Raw genomic sequence first — 15,311 nt, 5'->3', positions numbered from 1 at the left:
TCTGAAATACGAAAGCAGCCTATGGACGAGAGTTCTCTTTTACATAGGCTGCTTTTTTTTTGTCTTTTTCTTTTGATTAAAAATATAAATCGATATTTGGTGTGGAAATGAAAATTTGCTTTTTGATGTACCCATGGGAACGTATTTCACCTGAAAGTGATACTACTTTAAGGATGATCCATGAGGCTGCGTCCAGAGGTCATACCGTTGCGCTTACTACACCAAATAGTTTGACTGTCAGAGATAGCATTGCTCACGCTTTTTGTAATGTATTGAAGCGTGATGCGAAGCTAACTAGCAATATTCCATCTTTTTATCGTAAGGCTGAATTTAAACGGTGCAAACTGCCCCTAGCCGGTTTTGACGTGATTATTATGCGTGCGAATCCACCTCTGGATACAGTCGCACTGAACTTTTTAGACTCGGTTCGAAATGATGTGTTCATTATGAATGACATTGATGGTCTGCGCGTCGCGAACAATAAACTTTATCCGGCTTCATTTAGTGGTGATGCCAGTCGCTTTGTGCCTGCGACTCATGTTTCAAAAAATCGTGAATACCTAGAGCAGGTTCTGAAGGACTCACCGACTGAAAAAATGATCATGAAACCGCTAAATGGTTTTGGTGGTCAGGGCGTTATCGTTATTGAGAAAAATGCGAGACAGAATTTCAGGTCATTACTGGATTTCTATATCGGATCGGGAGATTCGAGCAACTACGTTATTTTACAAGAGTATGTCACTGGAGCAGATCAAGGAGATGTGCGTATTCTAATGCTCAATGGTGAGCCTATAGGCGCAATGCGTCGAGTGCCTGCTGGAGATGATGTCCGCTCAAATATTCATGCTGGTGGTAAAGAAGTTAAACATCACCTTACTAAAGAAGAAAAAGAGCTTTGTCGCGCTATAGGGCCGCAATTGGTTCGTGATGGGCTCTATTTTGTTGGGCTTGATGTAATCAATGGGAAGTTGATAGAGGTCAACGTACTTAGCCCAGGCGGTATCACCCGTATCAATCGTCTTAATAGAGTGAAACTACAGAGTAAAGTTGTCGACTTTATTGAGAATGTTGTCTCAGCTAAAGAGCTGGTTTTGGAGCGTAAGAGCGCTTTCAGAAAGGTAATTGAAGATGCAGAAACTGTCTGAAAAAGAGATTTTAAAATTAATCTCTGAAGGTGCTTTCTTTGAATGTGAGCATCTAGATGGAGCCTTTGCGTTGAAAGTTGAGGCATACACTCCGGCTGTTTGTGCTGCTGTTCACGATGGGCATAATTTCAGTAAAGAGTTGGTGCCTTTTTGTGCGTTATCTGAAGCTGAAAGGCTTTATGAAGAAGACCCCTTTACCGGTGAATTGATCGAATCTATGCCCATTACTTTAATTGGTAAGGATTCAAGATATGAGTATGACCTAAATAGGCCGTTGGCAAGATGTATCTACACCAAGGCTTGGGGTAAAGATGTTTGGGTTAAAAATCTGCCGAAGAGTTTGAGGCGTAAAAGCACTGAGAAGCACAAAGTTTTTTACCGCGTACTTGATGCGTTAGTTGCAAAAGTGGAAGAGCTTTTTGGGGCCTGCATAATATTTGATGTGCACTCTTACAATTACAAACGAATTGAAAGGCAGGTACCTACCTTTAATGTCGGCACTGAACAGATTGATATTGATCGTTGGGGACGTGTGATTGATAAGTTTCGCGTATCTATGAGTAAGCTGGAACTATCAAATGAGACTGTTTCTGCTGCATTGAACGACGTGTTTTATGGCCGCGGCTATCTTATTTCTCACATCAACAGCCGATATGAAAATACCTTAGTCATTCCTTGTGAAGTCAAAAAGGTCTTCATGAATGAAGCTTCAGGCGAAAAATATCCAATTGTTCTTGATGAGCTTAAGTCAGGTTTTAAGCATGTGCTAAGTGATATCGGCGCATATTTCGCGAGAGCGCATTCTAAAAAGCCTAGGTTGCGCCGTTTAGATATGCTGTCTTCTAAATTGGATCCAGCGATCATTAAAGTTGATAAGGAGTTGGCTAAGTTAGCGAAGGGAATGGAAACCCTCAATTATATTAATCCTGTCAATATTGCGCAGGAAAAACGAAAGTTCTTAGCTAAGAAAGGTAATTATCAACCTGAGTTTAGATATAAACCTCTAGCCATTAACCCTTATGAGTTTCGTGAAAAGCTCTATCGATTACCTGTTGATAAGATTCGAGACGTTGGTATTCAACAGATGTACTGCCAAGTGATCGATGGTCTCTCTAGCAAGATCGATTTATTGGTGAATGCGGGCAGTCCGCAGTTTGTCTACAGCTCATTACGATATTACGGCGAACCAAGCTTAGAAGATGAGGCTAATGCTCAATTTCTTTTACATGCGGCTAAATATGATCCGGAAACTGATAAGCGTATAGATGCTGCAGAGGCTGTGGAGTACTTCCGTTTGAAGGCCTCTGATTGGGGAATGAAGTGTAAAGTAGAGCTTTCCTCAAAAATAGTAGCTTCCGCAATGGTTTCCGGTGCGAAGCGTACCTTGTTCGTGAATAAAGACGCGTTATTGACTGAAACTGAAGTAAACGCATTAGCGCACCATGAATTAGGTGTGCACATGGCAACAACATTGAATGCTGCCTCACAGCCTTTAAAAATATTCTCATTAGGGTTACCTGGAAACACGATGACTCAGGAAGGTTTGGCCATTCTGAATGAATTCCATAGCGGCAATATGTGCTTAACACGATTGCAGGGACTTGCGCTCAGAGTCATCGCTGTTAAAGAGATGCTTAAGTATGGTGATTTTCGTCATACCTACAGTTACTTACATGAAGAGATGAAAATGCCAACAGATGATGCGTTTAAATTATCTGTCCGAGTTCATCGTAGTGGTGGTTTGACTAAGGACTATCTATACCTTCGAGGTGTTAGTGAGGCACTACGGCTCTATAAAGATTGTGATATTAGCAGCTTATATGTGGGAAAAACGGGTTTTGCATACCTCGGTATTATCAATGAACTTATTGAAAGAGAACTGATTGCAAAACCTCAATTTGTACCTGAATACTTAGCTAAGCCTGAATTTGTCTCAGATATATTGAATTACCTTGTTTCCTCTATTAAGCCTACAGCTCCTGTTTGCTTGATGGATAACTTGTGCAGTGACTCACGGGGCACTGCATAGGCTCCTTTGGCAGCACCTTTCGGTAAGGGGTGCTGCCCTTTTTCGAGAAAGATGACATGAATAAAAACGACTTTTTTGATGAAGATTATGAATATGAACCTGAAGAGGGAGGCTCCCATTTCAGGAAAACGGCACGACATAAAAAACCTGATGATGAGTGGGATCAGGAGTCTGAGGAGAATAAACGTAATAAAAGGAAGACGCGTTGGAGAGATATAGAAGACCGACTGGCTAAGAAAGCTTTGCGCGAAGACAGTGAATGGGATTATGGAAATTATGACTTCTAATATGCTGAAGAAGTGATAAGAATTTTCGATCAATAACGATTAAAAAACATCGTTTTACCTTCCATGAATCTGCATCAATACTTGCAGAAAATATATAGGTTTAAGGAGTTGGTGATGGGACTCGAAACTAAGTTTCATGATTGCTTCCGCACAGATAAACGCTTCGAAGATAAAGTGCATTTCCCTTATGGTTTCTCAAAAAGTGGAGAGTTCACTATAGAGCAAGCGAGGGTATTAGAACTAAAAGGTGTTGCTTATCAAGAGCTCGCTTTAGGGCTGAGAAAACCTAAAGGCGAAACTGAGCGTGAATTTGTGGCTTTTTGCTTAGGTAAAAAGCAAGCCCAGACAATTCATGAGCGAGTGTGGCAAAGGTATCAGAGCAAAGTAACAGCTGCGCATAATGCCATCAGCTTCAACAAAAAAAGATTAGGCCAATCAGAGCTAGTGGAGGAAAGGTTGTAGCTTTTCTCCTTGGAGTAATCTGTGCTTCATCGGATAAACACTAACTGTTTTCTGATCTTGGCTGTGCCTAATTGACTGTTTTGGGCACAGCCTTTTTTTAGGTAGACTATCTCTGAAAGGTAAATTCGTTTTTATTAACAAGCATTTGCTGCCAAATTGCCTTAAAAGCTACCTAAGGCTCGCACACCAGCTTATCTTGCGAGCCATCGGGTGGTTAGTGGTTAAACGCTAGTTTATTTGGATTAGGGCCGCGATTAGTCACAACGCAATCTGAACAATGGCAGTTTTTTGTACAGAGTGAGGCTAATCCTTCGAGTTCATTAAGGAGGTTCTCAACTTGAGTTTGAACCTGCAAAGGTACACGATGTTTAACGCGGTATTGGTGCGTAAAATCATGAACCTCATCAAACCGAAAAGTCACTGGCTGGGTTTTAAGTTTGCAGGTGCGTAGAGCAAAGCTAACTTTGTTATCACTGATCAAAACCTTAGCTTCAACTGCTGGAAGACCGCAAAAACTGAAGCCCTTTCGGTCGAGGGTATTAAGAACCGCTTGAGTGATAGGGGCGCAGATTTCATTATCTGTTGCACCTAAACTGGTAACGAAAATACTCATAACAGACATCCTGTCTTAAGAGGAAGGAGTCGCTTGCATAGTAATTGAAGCACTTCGCACGGAGTGCTTCACTCACCATGTGTATTTTAGTCCAGTATTAGAGGGCTCTAAACTACGATATATTTTAGTTCAGGGTTTCTTTGATATTTCTTTGATCTGAATACTTAAGATGTTGCCACTTTTTGGCTTTCGATGGCCCATGTGATCGCTTCAGATTGAGCTTGCAGCAACGTGTGCTCATCTACATGACCTGAGAGATTGCTCCATTCGTAACGGGTGAAGTTAATCACATCATTTAGCATCAGGCCGAGATTGCCTTTTCGATCTACCAAAGCCATTTTGGCTTCTTCAGTTAATGGAATATGCTCAGGCAGAGTTTCCATTGGAATAGAGAACAAAGCATCCGCACCAGAAAGAATACCGATCAAGAAGGCTAGGCCGGGTTCAGCATTGTACTGAAGTGCGATGTGTTCACACATCTTAGAACGAATCAACAGTTCTCGGCATAGCTCATCAGGGACATCTAAGGTGCCTGAAAGGGAAACGATAATCGCCCAACGTTTTAATTCATTGAGGCCGAGCATTACAACAGCTTCACTGATAGTGGAGATGGAGCGTTGTAGTGAGAAGGTTGCGGAATTGACAATCTTTAGTAGTTTTACTGCAAGGCGCGGATCTTTCGCAATGATTGCTTCTAGATCTTCAGGTGTCGCATCGCTGTCGTTGAGCTTAGCGAGCAACTCAATCATGGTGAGTTCGTTGCCGCTGATGCGCTTCCCTTCAATATGTTCAGGAAAGGCAAAAAAGTAGCCCTGGAAGAGTTGGAAGCCTAATTTTTTAAAGCGATGGAATTCAGTAAGTGATTCTACTTTTTCAGCAAGTAGTGTCAGATTATAGGGCTCTAGGTGCTCCATTGTGCGGAAAAGGTCCTTGCCCTTTGTTTCCAGCACGTCAATCTTTATAATGTCTACTATATCCATCAGCGGTTTGAAGTCATCACTCCAAGTAAAATCGTCTAAGGCGATTTTGAAGCCTTTTTCAGATAACCCGCGAATCTTCTCAATGGTTTTATCGTTGATCGGAACGTCTTCAATAATCTCTAGAACAACATTGTCTGCAGCGAAACTTGGTAGTTCCTGATAAAGAAGCTCCTCATTCATATTCATAAAAGCAGGGAGGATACGTTGGGCCCCTCGCTGAATAATTCCAGTGTACGCATTGAGGAGGACTTCACAGGTAGCGGCGGTGCCATCAAACAGTTCGCCAGGAGGGCAACCATTGGGGTCTCGATAAAGGAGTTCATAGCCAACTGTTTCACAATTGGCATTGAGAATTGGTTGTCTCGCTAATAGAGTTTGCTCTAACACCTAGGCACCTCGTACAACAATCAATTAGATAGTAGTTTCGAACTAACTATCTGACATAGTAGCGGAATTAGCGAGTATAACTAGTGGTTTTAAACCCGTTAGGCAAAAAAAAACCGGGCATAAGCCCGGTTTTTTTTGAAGGTAATCACTTACTTAGTGATCGCCTGAAGTTCAGCCAATGCAGCTTCGCGAGTTTCGTTTGCAATTGCAGTGAAAGCTTCGCCTTGACCTTTTAGAAGTTCGAATAGAGCTTTGTTAGCTTCCATGTTGAACTTGATTAGTTCTTCAGGAGTTTTAAGTTCTTTTGCTTTTTCAGCTTCGCCCTGGAAGAAAGAAGTTAGTTCTTCGCCAGATTTTTTCTGCTGTTCGATAGATTTAGTGATCGCAGCAGCCTGAAGGTTCATCAGAGACTGAACGGCATCGAAAGATTTCTGGAAATCAACAGTATTAGTCATGATAGTTCTCTCTAAAAAATTAATTTGTTGCACTGCACAATATGAGGGTCATTTTAGCTTGATTTTTGACCAAGTCAATACTTTTTTGTGCGGTGCACAAAAATATTTCCGCTACATATTTCTAAACATAGAGTTCGCTTATGACAGAATGATGTCTGGACGTTAAGAGGACTAATTGATCTAATTGTCGCTTTCAATTTCTGACGATCTCGAGCATTCCCATGGCAGGCATAGAAACAATACTGACGCTATTTTTGCTGATTGGCTTAGGTTACATAGGCAAACGTACCGTTTTGGCAGAGCAATCCTTAGCTCCGCTTAACACCTTTGTGTATTACTTTGCTGTGCCAGCGCTGTTGTTTAATTCTGTTTATAAACTATCTTTGGACAGTTTGTTTCAGCCGCTTTATCTATTCGCTTTCCTTGTCGCTGTTGTTGCAACTGCACTCACGGCAGCACTGGGGTGCGCAGTGTTCTTCTCGGAGCGTAATAAAGAGGTACTTATCATTCGTGCTTTGAATGGTACCTTTTCCAATTACGCGTATATGGGCATTCCGATGGTGTTTGGTTTGCTAGGGGAGGCTGCTTATGGCGCGATGATAAGTATTATCTTGTTGGGAAATGTGTTCCAGATTGGTGGTACACAATTTCTGATGGAAAGTCAGCGTCAAGAAGGCACGGGATTAAAGCAACTCCTTGCTATTTTAGATAAGTCATTGCTGCGCAGCCCTATCTTCTTATCCACATTCCTTGGTGTATTCGTCTCAGCATTTGCTATAGAACTGCCTAATGTTTTGGCATCTACCTTGGATTTGCTAGCGCCAGCTACCGTTCCAGTCGCTCTGTTTTGTTTAGGTGCGAGTCTTGAGTTTAAAACCCTTAAACAAAGTAAAGTTGAGCTATTTTGGCTGGTTATAGTTAAGCTCATTATCCACCCATTGCTCACGTTAGCCATTTTCAAACTTGCTGGTGTGGAAGATCAAAATTGGTTGTTAGCAGCTGTGATTCTGGCTGCCTTGCCAACAGGGGCCTTAGCCCACGTTATGGCGATCCGCTATGACGTAAAAGAGAAAGAAACCTCCTTAACAGTCGTGCTATCAACCATGGCTGCGCTCGTTAGCGTATCCTGTTGGGTGAGCTTTTTAATGTAATTCATTTGGCTGAGCTTACGCAGCTTGTTGTACATCATGAATAAATAACATGATCTCTTCAGGCTGCTGAGGCTGGTTAATTATCTCAATCACATGCTCTTTTCGGTCTTTGTTCAGATCGAAGACCTCGACTGCTAAGTAGTCGCCATCCAATTTAAAATCTTTCATGGCATAACCTTGTTCTGCAAGTAAATCCATCAGTTTTAGTAGGACAATGCTTTTATTTCTGTATGAAATCCCAAATAAAAATCCGTTGATGATCATCTGACTATCCTCATCTGCGACTGCTTTTTGGAGCAGTTCAATTGCTTTATCTGCTGTCTATTTTCTGCTGATGATGAGGTGCTGTCTGTATAGGAATATGCATACAAATTTTCATGCAGTGGTTTTTTTGAGCTTAAAAACCTGATTCTTGGCTAAACTCAATGAGTGATGTTTGGGTCTCTACTAATGTTTGATAGGAGGGGTAATTCCAATGGCATTTACGTTTTATGCACAGCGTATCTTTGTTACTCGATTTAATGCGGCAGTCGGTTTTTATTCCCAAGCCTTGGGTTTAGAGCCTGAGTTTCTAGATGAAGATATGGGTTGGGCTGAATTTGAGTTGGGGGCGGCTAAAATAGCTCTAGAGTTGATTGATGCCGATACCGAGGAAGCTAACGATTTAGTGGGTCGCTTCGTGGGTGTCACGCTTCAAGTGGATGATATTCAATCGGCTTATGAAGATATGACTCAAAGAGGGATTGAGTTTGTTGCTGCGCCGGAGAAACAACCTTGGGGTGGTACGTTAGGTCACTTTAAGGATCTTGAAGGAAATATCCTTTCGATATTCAGCATGTAGTGTTTTGTATATCAGATTTTGATTAAGCTACAAAACACTACATCAAATCGCAAATTAATCTTCCTGCTCTAAAGCCTCGCGTAGTTGATTGATAACTTTACTTGGCAGACGGTTGATAATAATTCGACCATTATCTTCATCAAATTCAATATCTTTACTGCCATTTAGATCGCCAAGGCTGCGCTTATTGAAATCTAAACTCCAGTTATCAGCTTTTACTTTGAGTTTTGCGAAGCGATTAATTGTGCTGGTGTGAGGCTGAAATTCCTGGCTAACATTGTACGGGCCTTTATTGGCAAATGTGCCAAAGGTGCCTGCCGCTGTTTCTGCTTGTTCGGGTGGAATATAAGCATCAAACAGGTTTTCAATGTCGTTCAGATTCGCGGATTCTTTTTCAGTACGCTGCTTGGATAGGTAGCTAACGACATCCTCAACCACTTCTTCTTTACGATCGCTCATATTGTTTTGGTTACAGAAATCCCTTGCTGCACGAATCAATTCACCCGTTGATTTGCGTGAAGGGGTGACATCTGTACAACCAAACGCAGTAGAGAAGTAATGGGTGATTTCACCTTTCTCTTTACTGCCAATAAAACTGAGGTAGCTGTCCTGTTTTTTTCTATAAGTGGTTAGGTTGATCCGCGCACCTTGATGCAACTGATCAAGATTAATTTCCATCACCTCGGTGGGATGAAGGTCATTGTCAAAACCAATGCCTGCTTTATCGCGTACGAGTGCGATCAACATATATTCATAACGATCGCTTGCATACATAGCAAACAGCACATATCCGCCGTGAGCGGTATGAGCCGATGGATTGTTAATCGCAACCGCTAGCTGAGACATACTTTTTTCTGTTAACTCAACAAAGCTCTGCTCGTTACATTCTGCATTAACAAAACTTTCGAAAGCTGAGATAAATGGGTAGCCCTCTTCATTCTCATGATTGAACGAGCCGTGAGTCAGACTAGAACGACGGCTGAATGCTGAATTTAGTGTTTCGAATAGCTGGTTAGCGATAGGTTCAGTTGTCGGAATAACACCACCACGATCTGTAATACGCGCAGGCGCATCTTCAGATTCTTTAACTAGTTCTCGAATAGCTAGATGTTTTAATTCCATGAATGACCTCAGCAGCGTTGTCAAAAAAGCAGAGCAAGGATTGTATTTAAAACTCAAAGGAGATGCAGTATAAAGATGCTCCCAATCCTACGAATAAGGCTGAGCTCATGGCGCTTAAACCAACTATCCACAAAGTTTCGCTTAATTTGGTGGATATGAATCGGGATATTTATACGAGCGAAAAGCTAACAGTTGCTCTGCACCCATCAGAAACGGTTACCAGAATGATGGTGCGTATCCTTGCTTATGCGCTGAACTATGATCAAGATCTAGATTTCACCAAAGGCTTATCAACAGCCGACGAGCCGGATCTTTGGGTTGTGCGTCCTGATAACTCTGTAAGTTGTTGGATCGAAGTGGGACAAGCTTCCCCAGAACGTATGCGTAAGGGCGTAAGTCGAGCAGAACAGGTGATCCTCTATGCCTACGGTAGCGAAGTAGATATCTGGTGGGCTAAAAACGGTGATGGCCTAAAAGCCTTGCCAAAAACACAGGTGTTTCGGTTCGATGCTGAACAAGTGACTCAGCTAGAAGCATTGTGTGACCGTACGATGGAGTTAACGATTACACTGAGCGAAAACCAGATCTTCGTAGCTGCCGGTGATAACCAAGTTGAAGTTGAGGTTAGTGCGCTTTCATAAAATTTCAGTGGCTAGTGGCTAGTGGCTAGTGGCTAGTGGCTAGGGTGTTTCGCTTTAGCTAAGTCGCAAAGCCCATCTCTGATGATTAGGCTATTTTGTGATGTTCTATGTTTTATTGATCCAGAAAGGAAACCCTCATCGAAAGCATTATCAAATCGATGAAGCGTAAAAGCACTAATAATCCACTTTACCTCGATTCTTTTTGATCTGCCCGCGCTGAGTTTTCTTATCAACGCGTTTACGTTGCGAACTTCGTGTGGGCTTGGTCGCTCTTCTTGCTTTTTCTACAACGGTAGCGGCTTGGATAAGCTCTAACAGTCGTTGTTTTGCATCTTCCTTGTTACGTTCCTGATCGCGGGAGTTTTGCGCCTTAATCACAATCACGCCCTCTTTGGTGATGCGTTGATCACGATAGGCAAGTAGTCGCTCTTTGTAGAATTCAGGCAGGGAGGAGCTTTTGATATCAAATCGAAGATGGATCGCACTAGATACTTTATTGACGTTTTGGCCTCCGCTGCCTTGGGCGCGGATAGCATTGAACTCTAGCTCGTGCGGATAGATATAAACGCGGTTGGTTATCTTTAACATGAATGTATTGTATCAATAGCGTGAAAAGGAATGAAAAAAAGATAGAAAAAAGTGCTGACAGAGTTTGAATAACCGCCATACCTGAACCATTCTTGATGTACCACTCAAATTAACAGGGGGCGGAGGACATGGATTCCAAATGTAACCACTGCAGGCAGTTAATTGAATCTTCAATTATCAGTGAACCCCATCAGCATCTTAACGTGCAAAGAGCGTCACCAAGCAGCAGTATCTATCGCTGTCAGCTATGTAACACGATGTTTGAATTCACAGAACATGAAATTTATTTACTGGATATAGTCCAGCCTGAGTCGGAAATGACTGAGCACAAACCATCTGCCTGTGCTTAATAACACAGGCAGATGCGTGTCATTATGAAATCAATCTAAGCTTCTTCTTGGTTAGTCTTTCCAGTCGTCATCGTCGAAGATTTCACGTAGATCTTTTTGCAGCTCTTTTTCTTCACGCATAGCTTCTAAACGACGGCGCTTAGCTGGATTGATGCTCTCTTTCTTATAAATGGTCGATAGCTCTTCAGACGCTAGTAACTCGTCTTCAAGTACGGATTCATCAGACAGGGTCTGTTGATTAGATTCGCTATTTATGGGGCCTTGGTGACTCATATCTTTGCCTCAGGGATAAACAAATCGATCTCTATATAGCCTGAGTATGGTACAGATTTAGAAATAGGAAAGAGATTTATGCTGAATATGTTAGCTAAAGGCAAAAAGGAGAAAAAAGTCGGGTAAAAGTTACCCGACAAGGCACTTTGGGTGTGGTGAAGCAAAGAAAGGTGCTGGCAATTAGTTAGGTAACTATTGCCAGCGAATAACGAAATAGCAGAAGTGGATGGCTATCTCGCTATAACAGATGGTCAAGCGACCAGAAACATAGCGCCGAACAGTGCGATGCCTGTTCCAGCCCAAGTATTTAATTTTGGAATAGTACGGTTGATCTGATCAGCTAGCGTTTTGCCTGACCAAAATAGCAGCGCAGTACTCAACATAAAGCCTGAAGCAAAAGCTGCGATACCGGCGGAACCTAACTCGGCACCATGAGCTGAACCGTGATAGATCGCGAACACTGCAATCAGCGGCAAGGCTACAGCACTTGTTAGATTGATCACTTTAGAAACCATTAGACCTAGCACTAATACGGATACTGCAATGCCTGTTTCAATTGCAGGGAACATCAAACCGTTAAGTGCTAAGAAGAAGCCTGCTAATAGCATGCTAAAAAGTGCGAAAGGCACTAAGTGATTATTTTTAAGGTGTTGCTGTCCGGCCCAGAAACCGACAGCTAACAGTGCTAGTAGGTGATCGATCCCTGTTAGTGGATGGAGTAAGCCAGATATCAAACTGGATTCCATTAATAGGTTGCTGTGAGCAAATGCTGATGGGGCAATTAGTGAGCCTGCGATTAGCGCTAGACTGGATTTAACTGGGGTGGAAATTGTCCTCATTAGACTATCCTTTTTATTTTGTATGGATGAGGAGAGGCTTTGGATACTTACTCTCGTTTCTAAGATATTAGCAACGGAAGTGCCAAGTTTTTGAAATCATGAGGATTAAGCCAACAGCCCATGGTTAGCCCTATTGAGCGCTGCGAAACTATCTGTTGAAATGGATGCAGGGTTTTAAAAAGCCCATTTTGATAGCAAAAACGTTTAAAGCTGGAAACTTAGTAACCAGTCGGCTGTCACTACAAAAATTGATCTAACTCATAAGTAGTGAAAATGCTGTTTTTTATAAGACCTTGGTCTATATTTTTTGTTTTGCTGCAGTGCAAAAGGGAGTACACTGCAAGCTATCCGTTTACGAGGGATTACTGGCGTGTCTACAAAATATCTTAAACGCTTTTTTAAACCAGCATCTATCGCTGTATTTGGTGCCTCTGCCCGCGAAAATAGTATGGGCGGCGTGGTTATTCAAAACTTACAAGAAAGCGGCTTTAAAGGATCTTTATACGCAGTTAACTCCCAAGGGTATGACACAGTTCATGGCATTAAATGCTATAGCCAACTTAATCAACTACCCGAAATGCCCGAGCTAGCCATAATTTGTTCACCACCGGAAACCGTTGCAGACATCATTCGCGCACTGGGTGCGAGTATGGTCAAAGCAGCCATGATCTTAACTGGTGGTCTATCTATTGAAGATGAAAATCACCAGACCCTGCGTGATCAAGTTAGAGAAGCCGCTAAGCCTTACGGCATCAGAATCCTAGGGCCAGATTGTATGGGGATGTTGGTACCTGGTCATAATATGAATGCCAGCTATTCCCATGTGAATATCCTAAAAGGAAAGGTCGCTTATGTGGGGCAGTCCGGTATTTTAGGTACGGCCATGATCGATTGGGCAACTGGTCAGGAGATTGGCTTTTCTCACTTCCTTACCTTAGGTGGCGGTGCCGATGTCGATCTTCCATCGGTGATCGATTATCTCGCTCAAGACCCATATACCCATGCGATTTTATTACAGCTCAATCGAGTAGATGGCTCTGCTAGAGACTTCTTATCGGCTGTTCGTTCTGCATCGCGAAACAAATTGGTATTGGTACTTAAAAACGATACGTTTAGTGGTGAAAAGTCTGGTACAGAACTCGCACCTGGTATTTATGATGATGATCAGGTGTACGATGCTGCATTGCGACGTGCGGGTGTTGTACGTGTCGAAACCTCTGATGAGTTATTTAACGCGTTAGAGACCCTAACCCACATGAAACGTATGCGCGGTGAGCGCTTGGCGATTGTGTCTAATGGCACGGGGCCTAATGCTCTGGCGACGGAACACCTTTTGAATAAGAAAGGTCAACTAGCCCATTTAACTGAGGAAACGGTAGAAGCATTAGCTGAAATCCTGCCGCCGCATTGGGATCGATCCAATCCGGTAGACCTGAACGCCGATGCTGACCCTGCGCGTTTTGCTGAGGCTGTGCGCCTGCTCACCAAAGATAAAAATGTAGATGCGGTTCTGATGGTACATGCACCGACGCGACTTGCGCCTGGTGTTGAAACCGCGGAACAGGTTATTCAAGTTGCTAAGAAAACCCCACGTAATGTATTGACTTGCTTCATGGGCCGAGCAACTGCGATTGAAGCGCGAAATCGCTGTAACACTGCAGGTATCCCAACCTTCTTAACACCAGAAGAGTCTATCGATGCCTTTATGTATATGGTTGAGTTTCGCCGTAACCAAGAGGTGATGCGTCAAACGCCGCCTCCATATATTGAGCAAAATACACCCAACCACATTAAGGCGCGAGATCTAATCCAAAACGCCTTAGCGGAAAACCGAGACTATTTACAGCACAAAGAAGCTTGTGCGTTATTAGATCTATACGACATCCCGGTTTCGAATACTTACTACAGCGATAATATTAACGATGTGGTTAAGCTCTCGAGAAACATTGAGAACTCGGTTAGGGTAAAAGCACTACACACTCATAATGTCTATCCATTTAGCTATGATGCGCAGGGTAGCCAGCGTTGGAAGGATGTTGCACAGGATCTTTTCTCTCTAGCCGAGGTTGAGCATGCGACTACCCAGCTATCTTACCGGGTAGGCGAGACCTACAGTCCTGAAGAGCAGATGGGGTTCTGTGTCCAACAGATGAAACGCGGTTTCCAATCGCTACAGATCAATGTCGGTATTACAAGAGATCCTACTTTTGGTCCTGTCATTGTCTTTGGCGCTGGTGGTCATACTGTTGATGTGCTTTCGGACCGTCATGTGATGTTACCGCCTTTAAATATGGCTTTGGCACATCAGCTCATTCGTCAGTCGCGTATCTGTAAAATAATCGAAGAAAACAGCTATCGTCCTGAGCAAGATATGAAGCAACTGTGTAAATTGCTGCTGAATCTCTCAGAAATGGTGGTCGATCTGCCAAACCTTAAGTGTTTAGAGATCAACCCACTATTGGTCAATAAGGCCGGTCTTTTGGCGACAGATGTTTCTGTGTCTATTTCAGTAGATGAGGGTGATCTCTCAATCTCTCCTTATCCAGAACATCTCACCGAAGAGATCACATTGAAGCGCTCTGGCCGCAAGGCAATCATGCGTGCGATTCGTGGTGAAGATGAACCAAACCATCTCGAGTTCTATAACAAGCTTAGCCCGCAATCTATCCGTCTACGTTATTTCTACAGCCGTGGTGTACCGACCCATCAGGAACTGGCGAACTGGACTCAAATTGATTACGACCGTGAAATGGCATTTATCATCTCTGTTCCACGTGAAGTTTCTAAAGAGATGGAAACTCTAGGGGTTGTAAGAGCGGTGACCGACGCCGATAACGTTAGAGCTGAGTTCAGTGTTGTAATCCGTGATGATCTTCAAGGTGAAGGCCTTGGTGTTGCCCTGATGAGCAAAATTGTTGATTACTGTCGCAGCCGAGGAACATTGCAGATTATTGGATCGACACTGCCGAACAACAAAGGCATGCAAAACTTGGCTAAAAAATTAGGTTTTGAGAACAGCTTCAATATTGAAGAAGACGTAGTCGATATGAAAATGATGTTGAATACACCCACAGAAGATTGGCAGCGCATGCGCCTTCAGTTGCCTCATTAATAAAGCAACTGATTGTTTATTAGTTACCCCAGTGGA

The 15,311-nt window shown here is 42.8% G+C and carries 17 protein-coding genes; 9 read left to right on the top strand and 8 right to left on the bottom strand.

Going from position 1 to position 15,311, the window contains the following annotated elements; translation table 11 throughout:
• The first annotated feature begins 107 nt into the window (after positions 1-107).
• The 4 genes from gshB to maoP all read left to right on the top strand — a co-directional run bounded on the left by gshB (position 108) and on the right by maoP (position 3,923).
• Positions 108-1,145 (top strand): glutathione synthase, encoded by a 1,038-nt coding sequence (gene gshB / locus ACMXYW_RS11040; RefSeq protein WP_415904094.1) that lies wholly within the window; start codon positions 108-110, stop codon positions 1,143-1,145.
• Positions 1,129-3,174 carry a flavohemoglobin expression-modulating QEGLA motif protein gene (locus ACMXYW_RS11035; protein WP_415904093.1) on the top strand — a complete coding sequence of 682 codons (2,046 nt, stop codon included), beginning with the start codon at positions 1,129-1,131 and terminating at the stop codon, positions 3,172-3,174. Before gshB ends, ACMXYW_RS11035 begins: the two co-directional genes overlap by 17 nt.
• Before the next feature lie 56 nt (positions 3,175-3,230).
• Complete coding sequence (locus ACMXYW_RS11030; protein ID WP_415898717.1) at positions 3,231-3,461, top strand: hypothetical protein; 231 nt, start codon at positions 3,231-3,233, stop codon at positions 3,459-3,461.
• A gap of 114 nt (positions 3,462-3,575) precedes the next feature.
• Positions 3,576-3,923, top strand: coding sequence for a DUF413 domain-containing protein (maoP, locus tag ACMXYW_RS11025; RefSeq protein WP_415904092.1), 348 nt, complete (start codon positions 3,576-3,578; stop codon positions 3,921-3,923).
• 214 nt (positions 3,924-4,137) lie between these two features.
• Here maoP and ACMXYW_RS11020 read toward each other — a convergent pair whose 3' ends face one another.
• From ACMXYW_RS11020 to ACMXYW_RS11010, 3 genes are all read right to left on the bottom strand, one after another.
• Positions 4,138-4,536, bottom strand: a complete 399-nt coding sequence (locus tag ACMXYW_RS11020; RefSeq protein ID WP_415904091.1) for a hypothetical protein — start codon at positions 4,534-4,536, stop codon at positions 4,138-4,140.
• Positions 4,537-4,700: 164 nt separating this feature from the next.
• Entirely contained in the window at positions 4,701-5,903 is a 1,203-nt protein-coding gene (locus ACMXYW_RS11015; RefSeq protein ID WP_415904090.1) for an EAL and HDOD domain-containing protein, read from the bottom strand.
• 149 nt (positions 5,904-6,052) lie between these two features.
• The gene (locus ACMXYW_RS11010; protein WP_415890744.1) at positions 6,053-6,358 is read right to left on the bottom strand and encodes a hypothetical protein; all 306 of its coding nucleotides are present in this window, start codon (positions 6,356-6,358) and stop codon (positions 6,053-6,055) included.
• Positions 6,359-6,579: 221 nt separating this feature from the next.
• Between ACMXYW_RS11010 and ACMXYW_RS11005 the strand changes: the two genes are divergently transcribed.
• On the top strand, positions 6,580-7,509 hold the full coding sequence (locus ACMXYW_RS11005; RefSeq protein ID WP_415904089.1) for an AEC family transporter: 930 nt from the start codon (positions 6,580-6,582) through the stop codon (positions 7,507-7,509).
• A gap of 15 nt (positions 7,510-7,524) precedes the next feature.
• Here ACMXYW_RS11005 and ACMXYW_RS11000 read toward each other — a convergent pair whose 3' ends face one another.
• Positions 7,525-7,773 carry a hypothetical protein gene (locus tag ACMXYW_RS11000; protein WP_415904088.1) on the bottom strand — a complete coding sequence of 83 codons (249 nt, stop codon included), beginning with the start codon at positions 7,771-7,773 and terminating at the stop codon, positions 7,525-7,527.
• Positions 7,774-7,984: 211 nt separating this feature from the next.
• Between ACMXYW_RS11000 and ACMXYW_RS10995 the strand changes: the two genes are divergently transcribed.
• Positions 7,985-8,350: a VOC family protein gene (locus tag ACMXYW_RS10995; RefSeq protein ID WP_415904087.1), complete on the top strand. Its 366-nt coding sequence runs from the start codon at positions 7,985-7,987 to the stop codon at positions 8,348-8,350.
• A 54-nt stretch (positions 8,351-8,404) separates the two neighbouring features.
• Here ACMXYW_RS10995 and ACMXYW_RS10990 read toward each other — a convergent pair whose 3' ends face one another.
• On the bottom strand, positions 8,405-9,472 hold the full coding sequence (locus ACMXYW_RS10990) for a nucleoid-associated protein (RefSeq protein ID WP_415891979.1): 1,068 nt from the start codon (positions 9,470-9,472) through the stop codon (positions 8,405-8,407).
• A gap of 107 nt (positions 9,473-9,579) precedes the next feature.
• Between ACMXYW_RS10990 and ACMXYW_RS10985 the strand changes: the two genes are divergently transcribed.
• The gene (locus tag ACMXYW_RS10985; RefSeq protein WP_415904086.1) at positions 9,580-10,113 is read left to right on the top strand and encodes a YaeQ family protein; all 534 of its coding nucleotides are present in this window, start codon (positions 9,580-9,582) and stop codon (positions 10,111-10,113) included.
• Between the two features lie 174 nt (positions 10,114-10,287).
• Here ACMXYW_RS10985 and arfB read toward each other — a convergent pair whose 3' ends face one another.
• Positions 10,288-10,701 (bottom strand): alternative ribosome rescue aminoacyl-tRNA hydrolase ArfB, encoded by a 414-nt coding sequence (gene arfB, locus ACMXYW_RS10980; RefSeq protein ID WP_415904085.1) that lies wholly within the window; start codon positions 10,699-10,701, stop codon positions 10,288-10,290.
• 128 nt (positions 10,702-10,829) lie between these two features.
• On the opposite strand from arfB, the gene ACMXYW_RS10975 reads away from it, so the two are divergent.
• A complete protein-coding gene (locus ACMXYW_RS10975) occupies positions 10,830-11,051 on the top strand; it encodes a hypothetical protein (RefSeq protein WP_415898707.1) in 222 nt (73 codons plus the stop codon).
• A 51-nt stretch (positions 11,052-11,102) separates the two neighbouring features.
• Here the strand turns inward: ACMXYW_RS10975 and ACMXYW_RS10970 are convergent, their stop codons facing one another.
• Entirely contained in the window at positions 11,103-11,324 is a 222-nt protein-coding gene (locus ACMXYW_RS10970; RefSeq protein ID WP_415904084.1) for a PA3496 family putative envelope integrity protein, read from the bottom strand.
• A 251-nt stretch (positions 11,325-11,575) separates the two neighbouring features.
• Positions 11,576-12,163 carry a HupE/UreJ family protein gene (locus ACMXYW_RS10965; protein WP_415898705.1) on the bottom strand — a complete coding sequence of 196 codons (588 nt, stop codon included), beginning with the start codon at positions 12,161-12,163 and terminating at the stop codon, positions 11,576-11,578.
• Between the two features lie 370 nt (positions 12,164-12,533).
• On the opposite strand from ACMXYW_RS10965, the gene ACMXYW_RS10960 reads away from it, so the two are divergent.
• Complete coding sequence (locus ACMXYW_RS10960) at positions 12,534-15,275, top strand: GNAT family N-acetyltransferase (protein ID WP_415904083.1); 2,742 nt, start codon at positions 12,534-12,536, stop codon at positions 15,273-15,275.
• The last annotated feature ends 36 nt before the right edge of the window (positions 15,276-15,311 follow it).

This window comes from Neptuniibacter sp. QD48_55, from assembly GCF_047778115.1.
GTDB lineage: Bacteria > Pseudomonadota > Gammaproteobacteria > Pseudomonadales > Balneatricaceae > Neptuniibacter.
The sequence above is the reverse complement of the archived record's forward strand: the minus strand, read 5'-3'. Positions and strand labels throughout refer to the sequence as shown.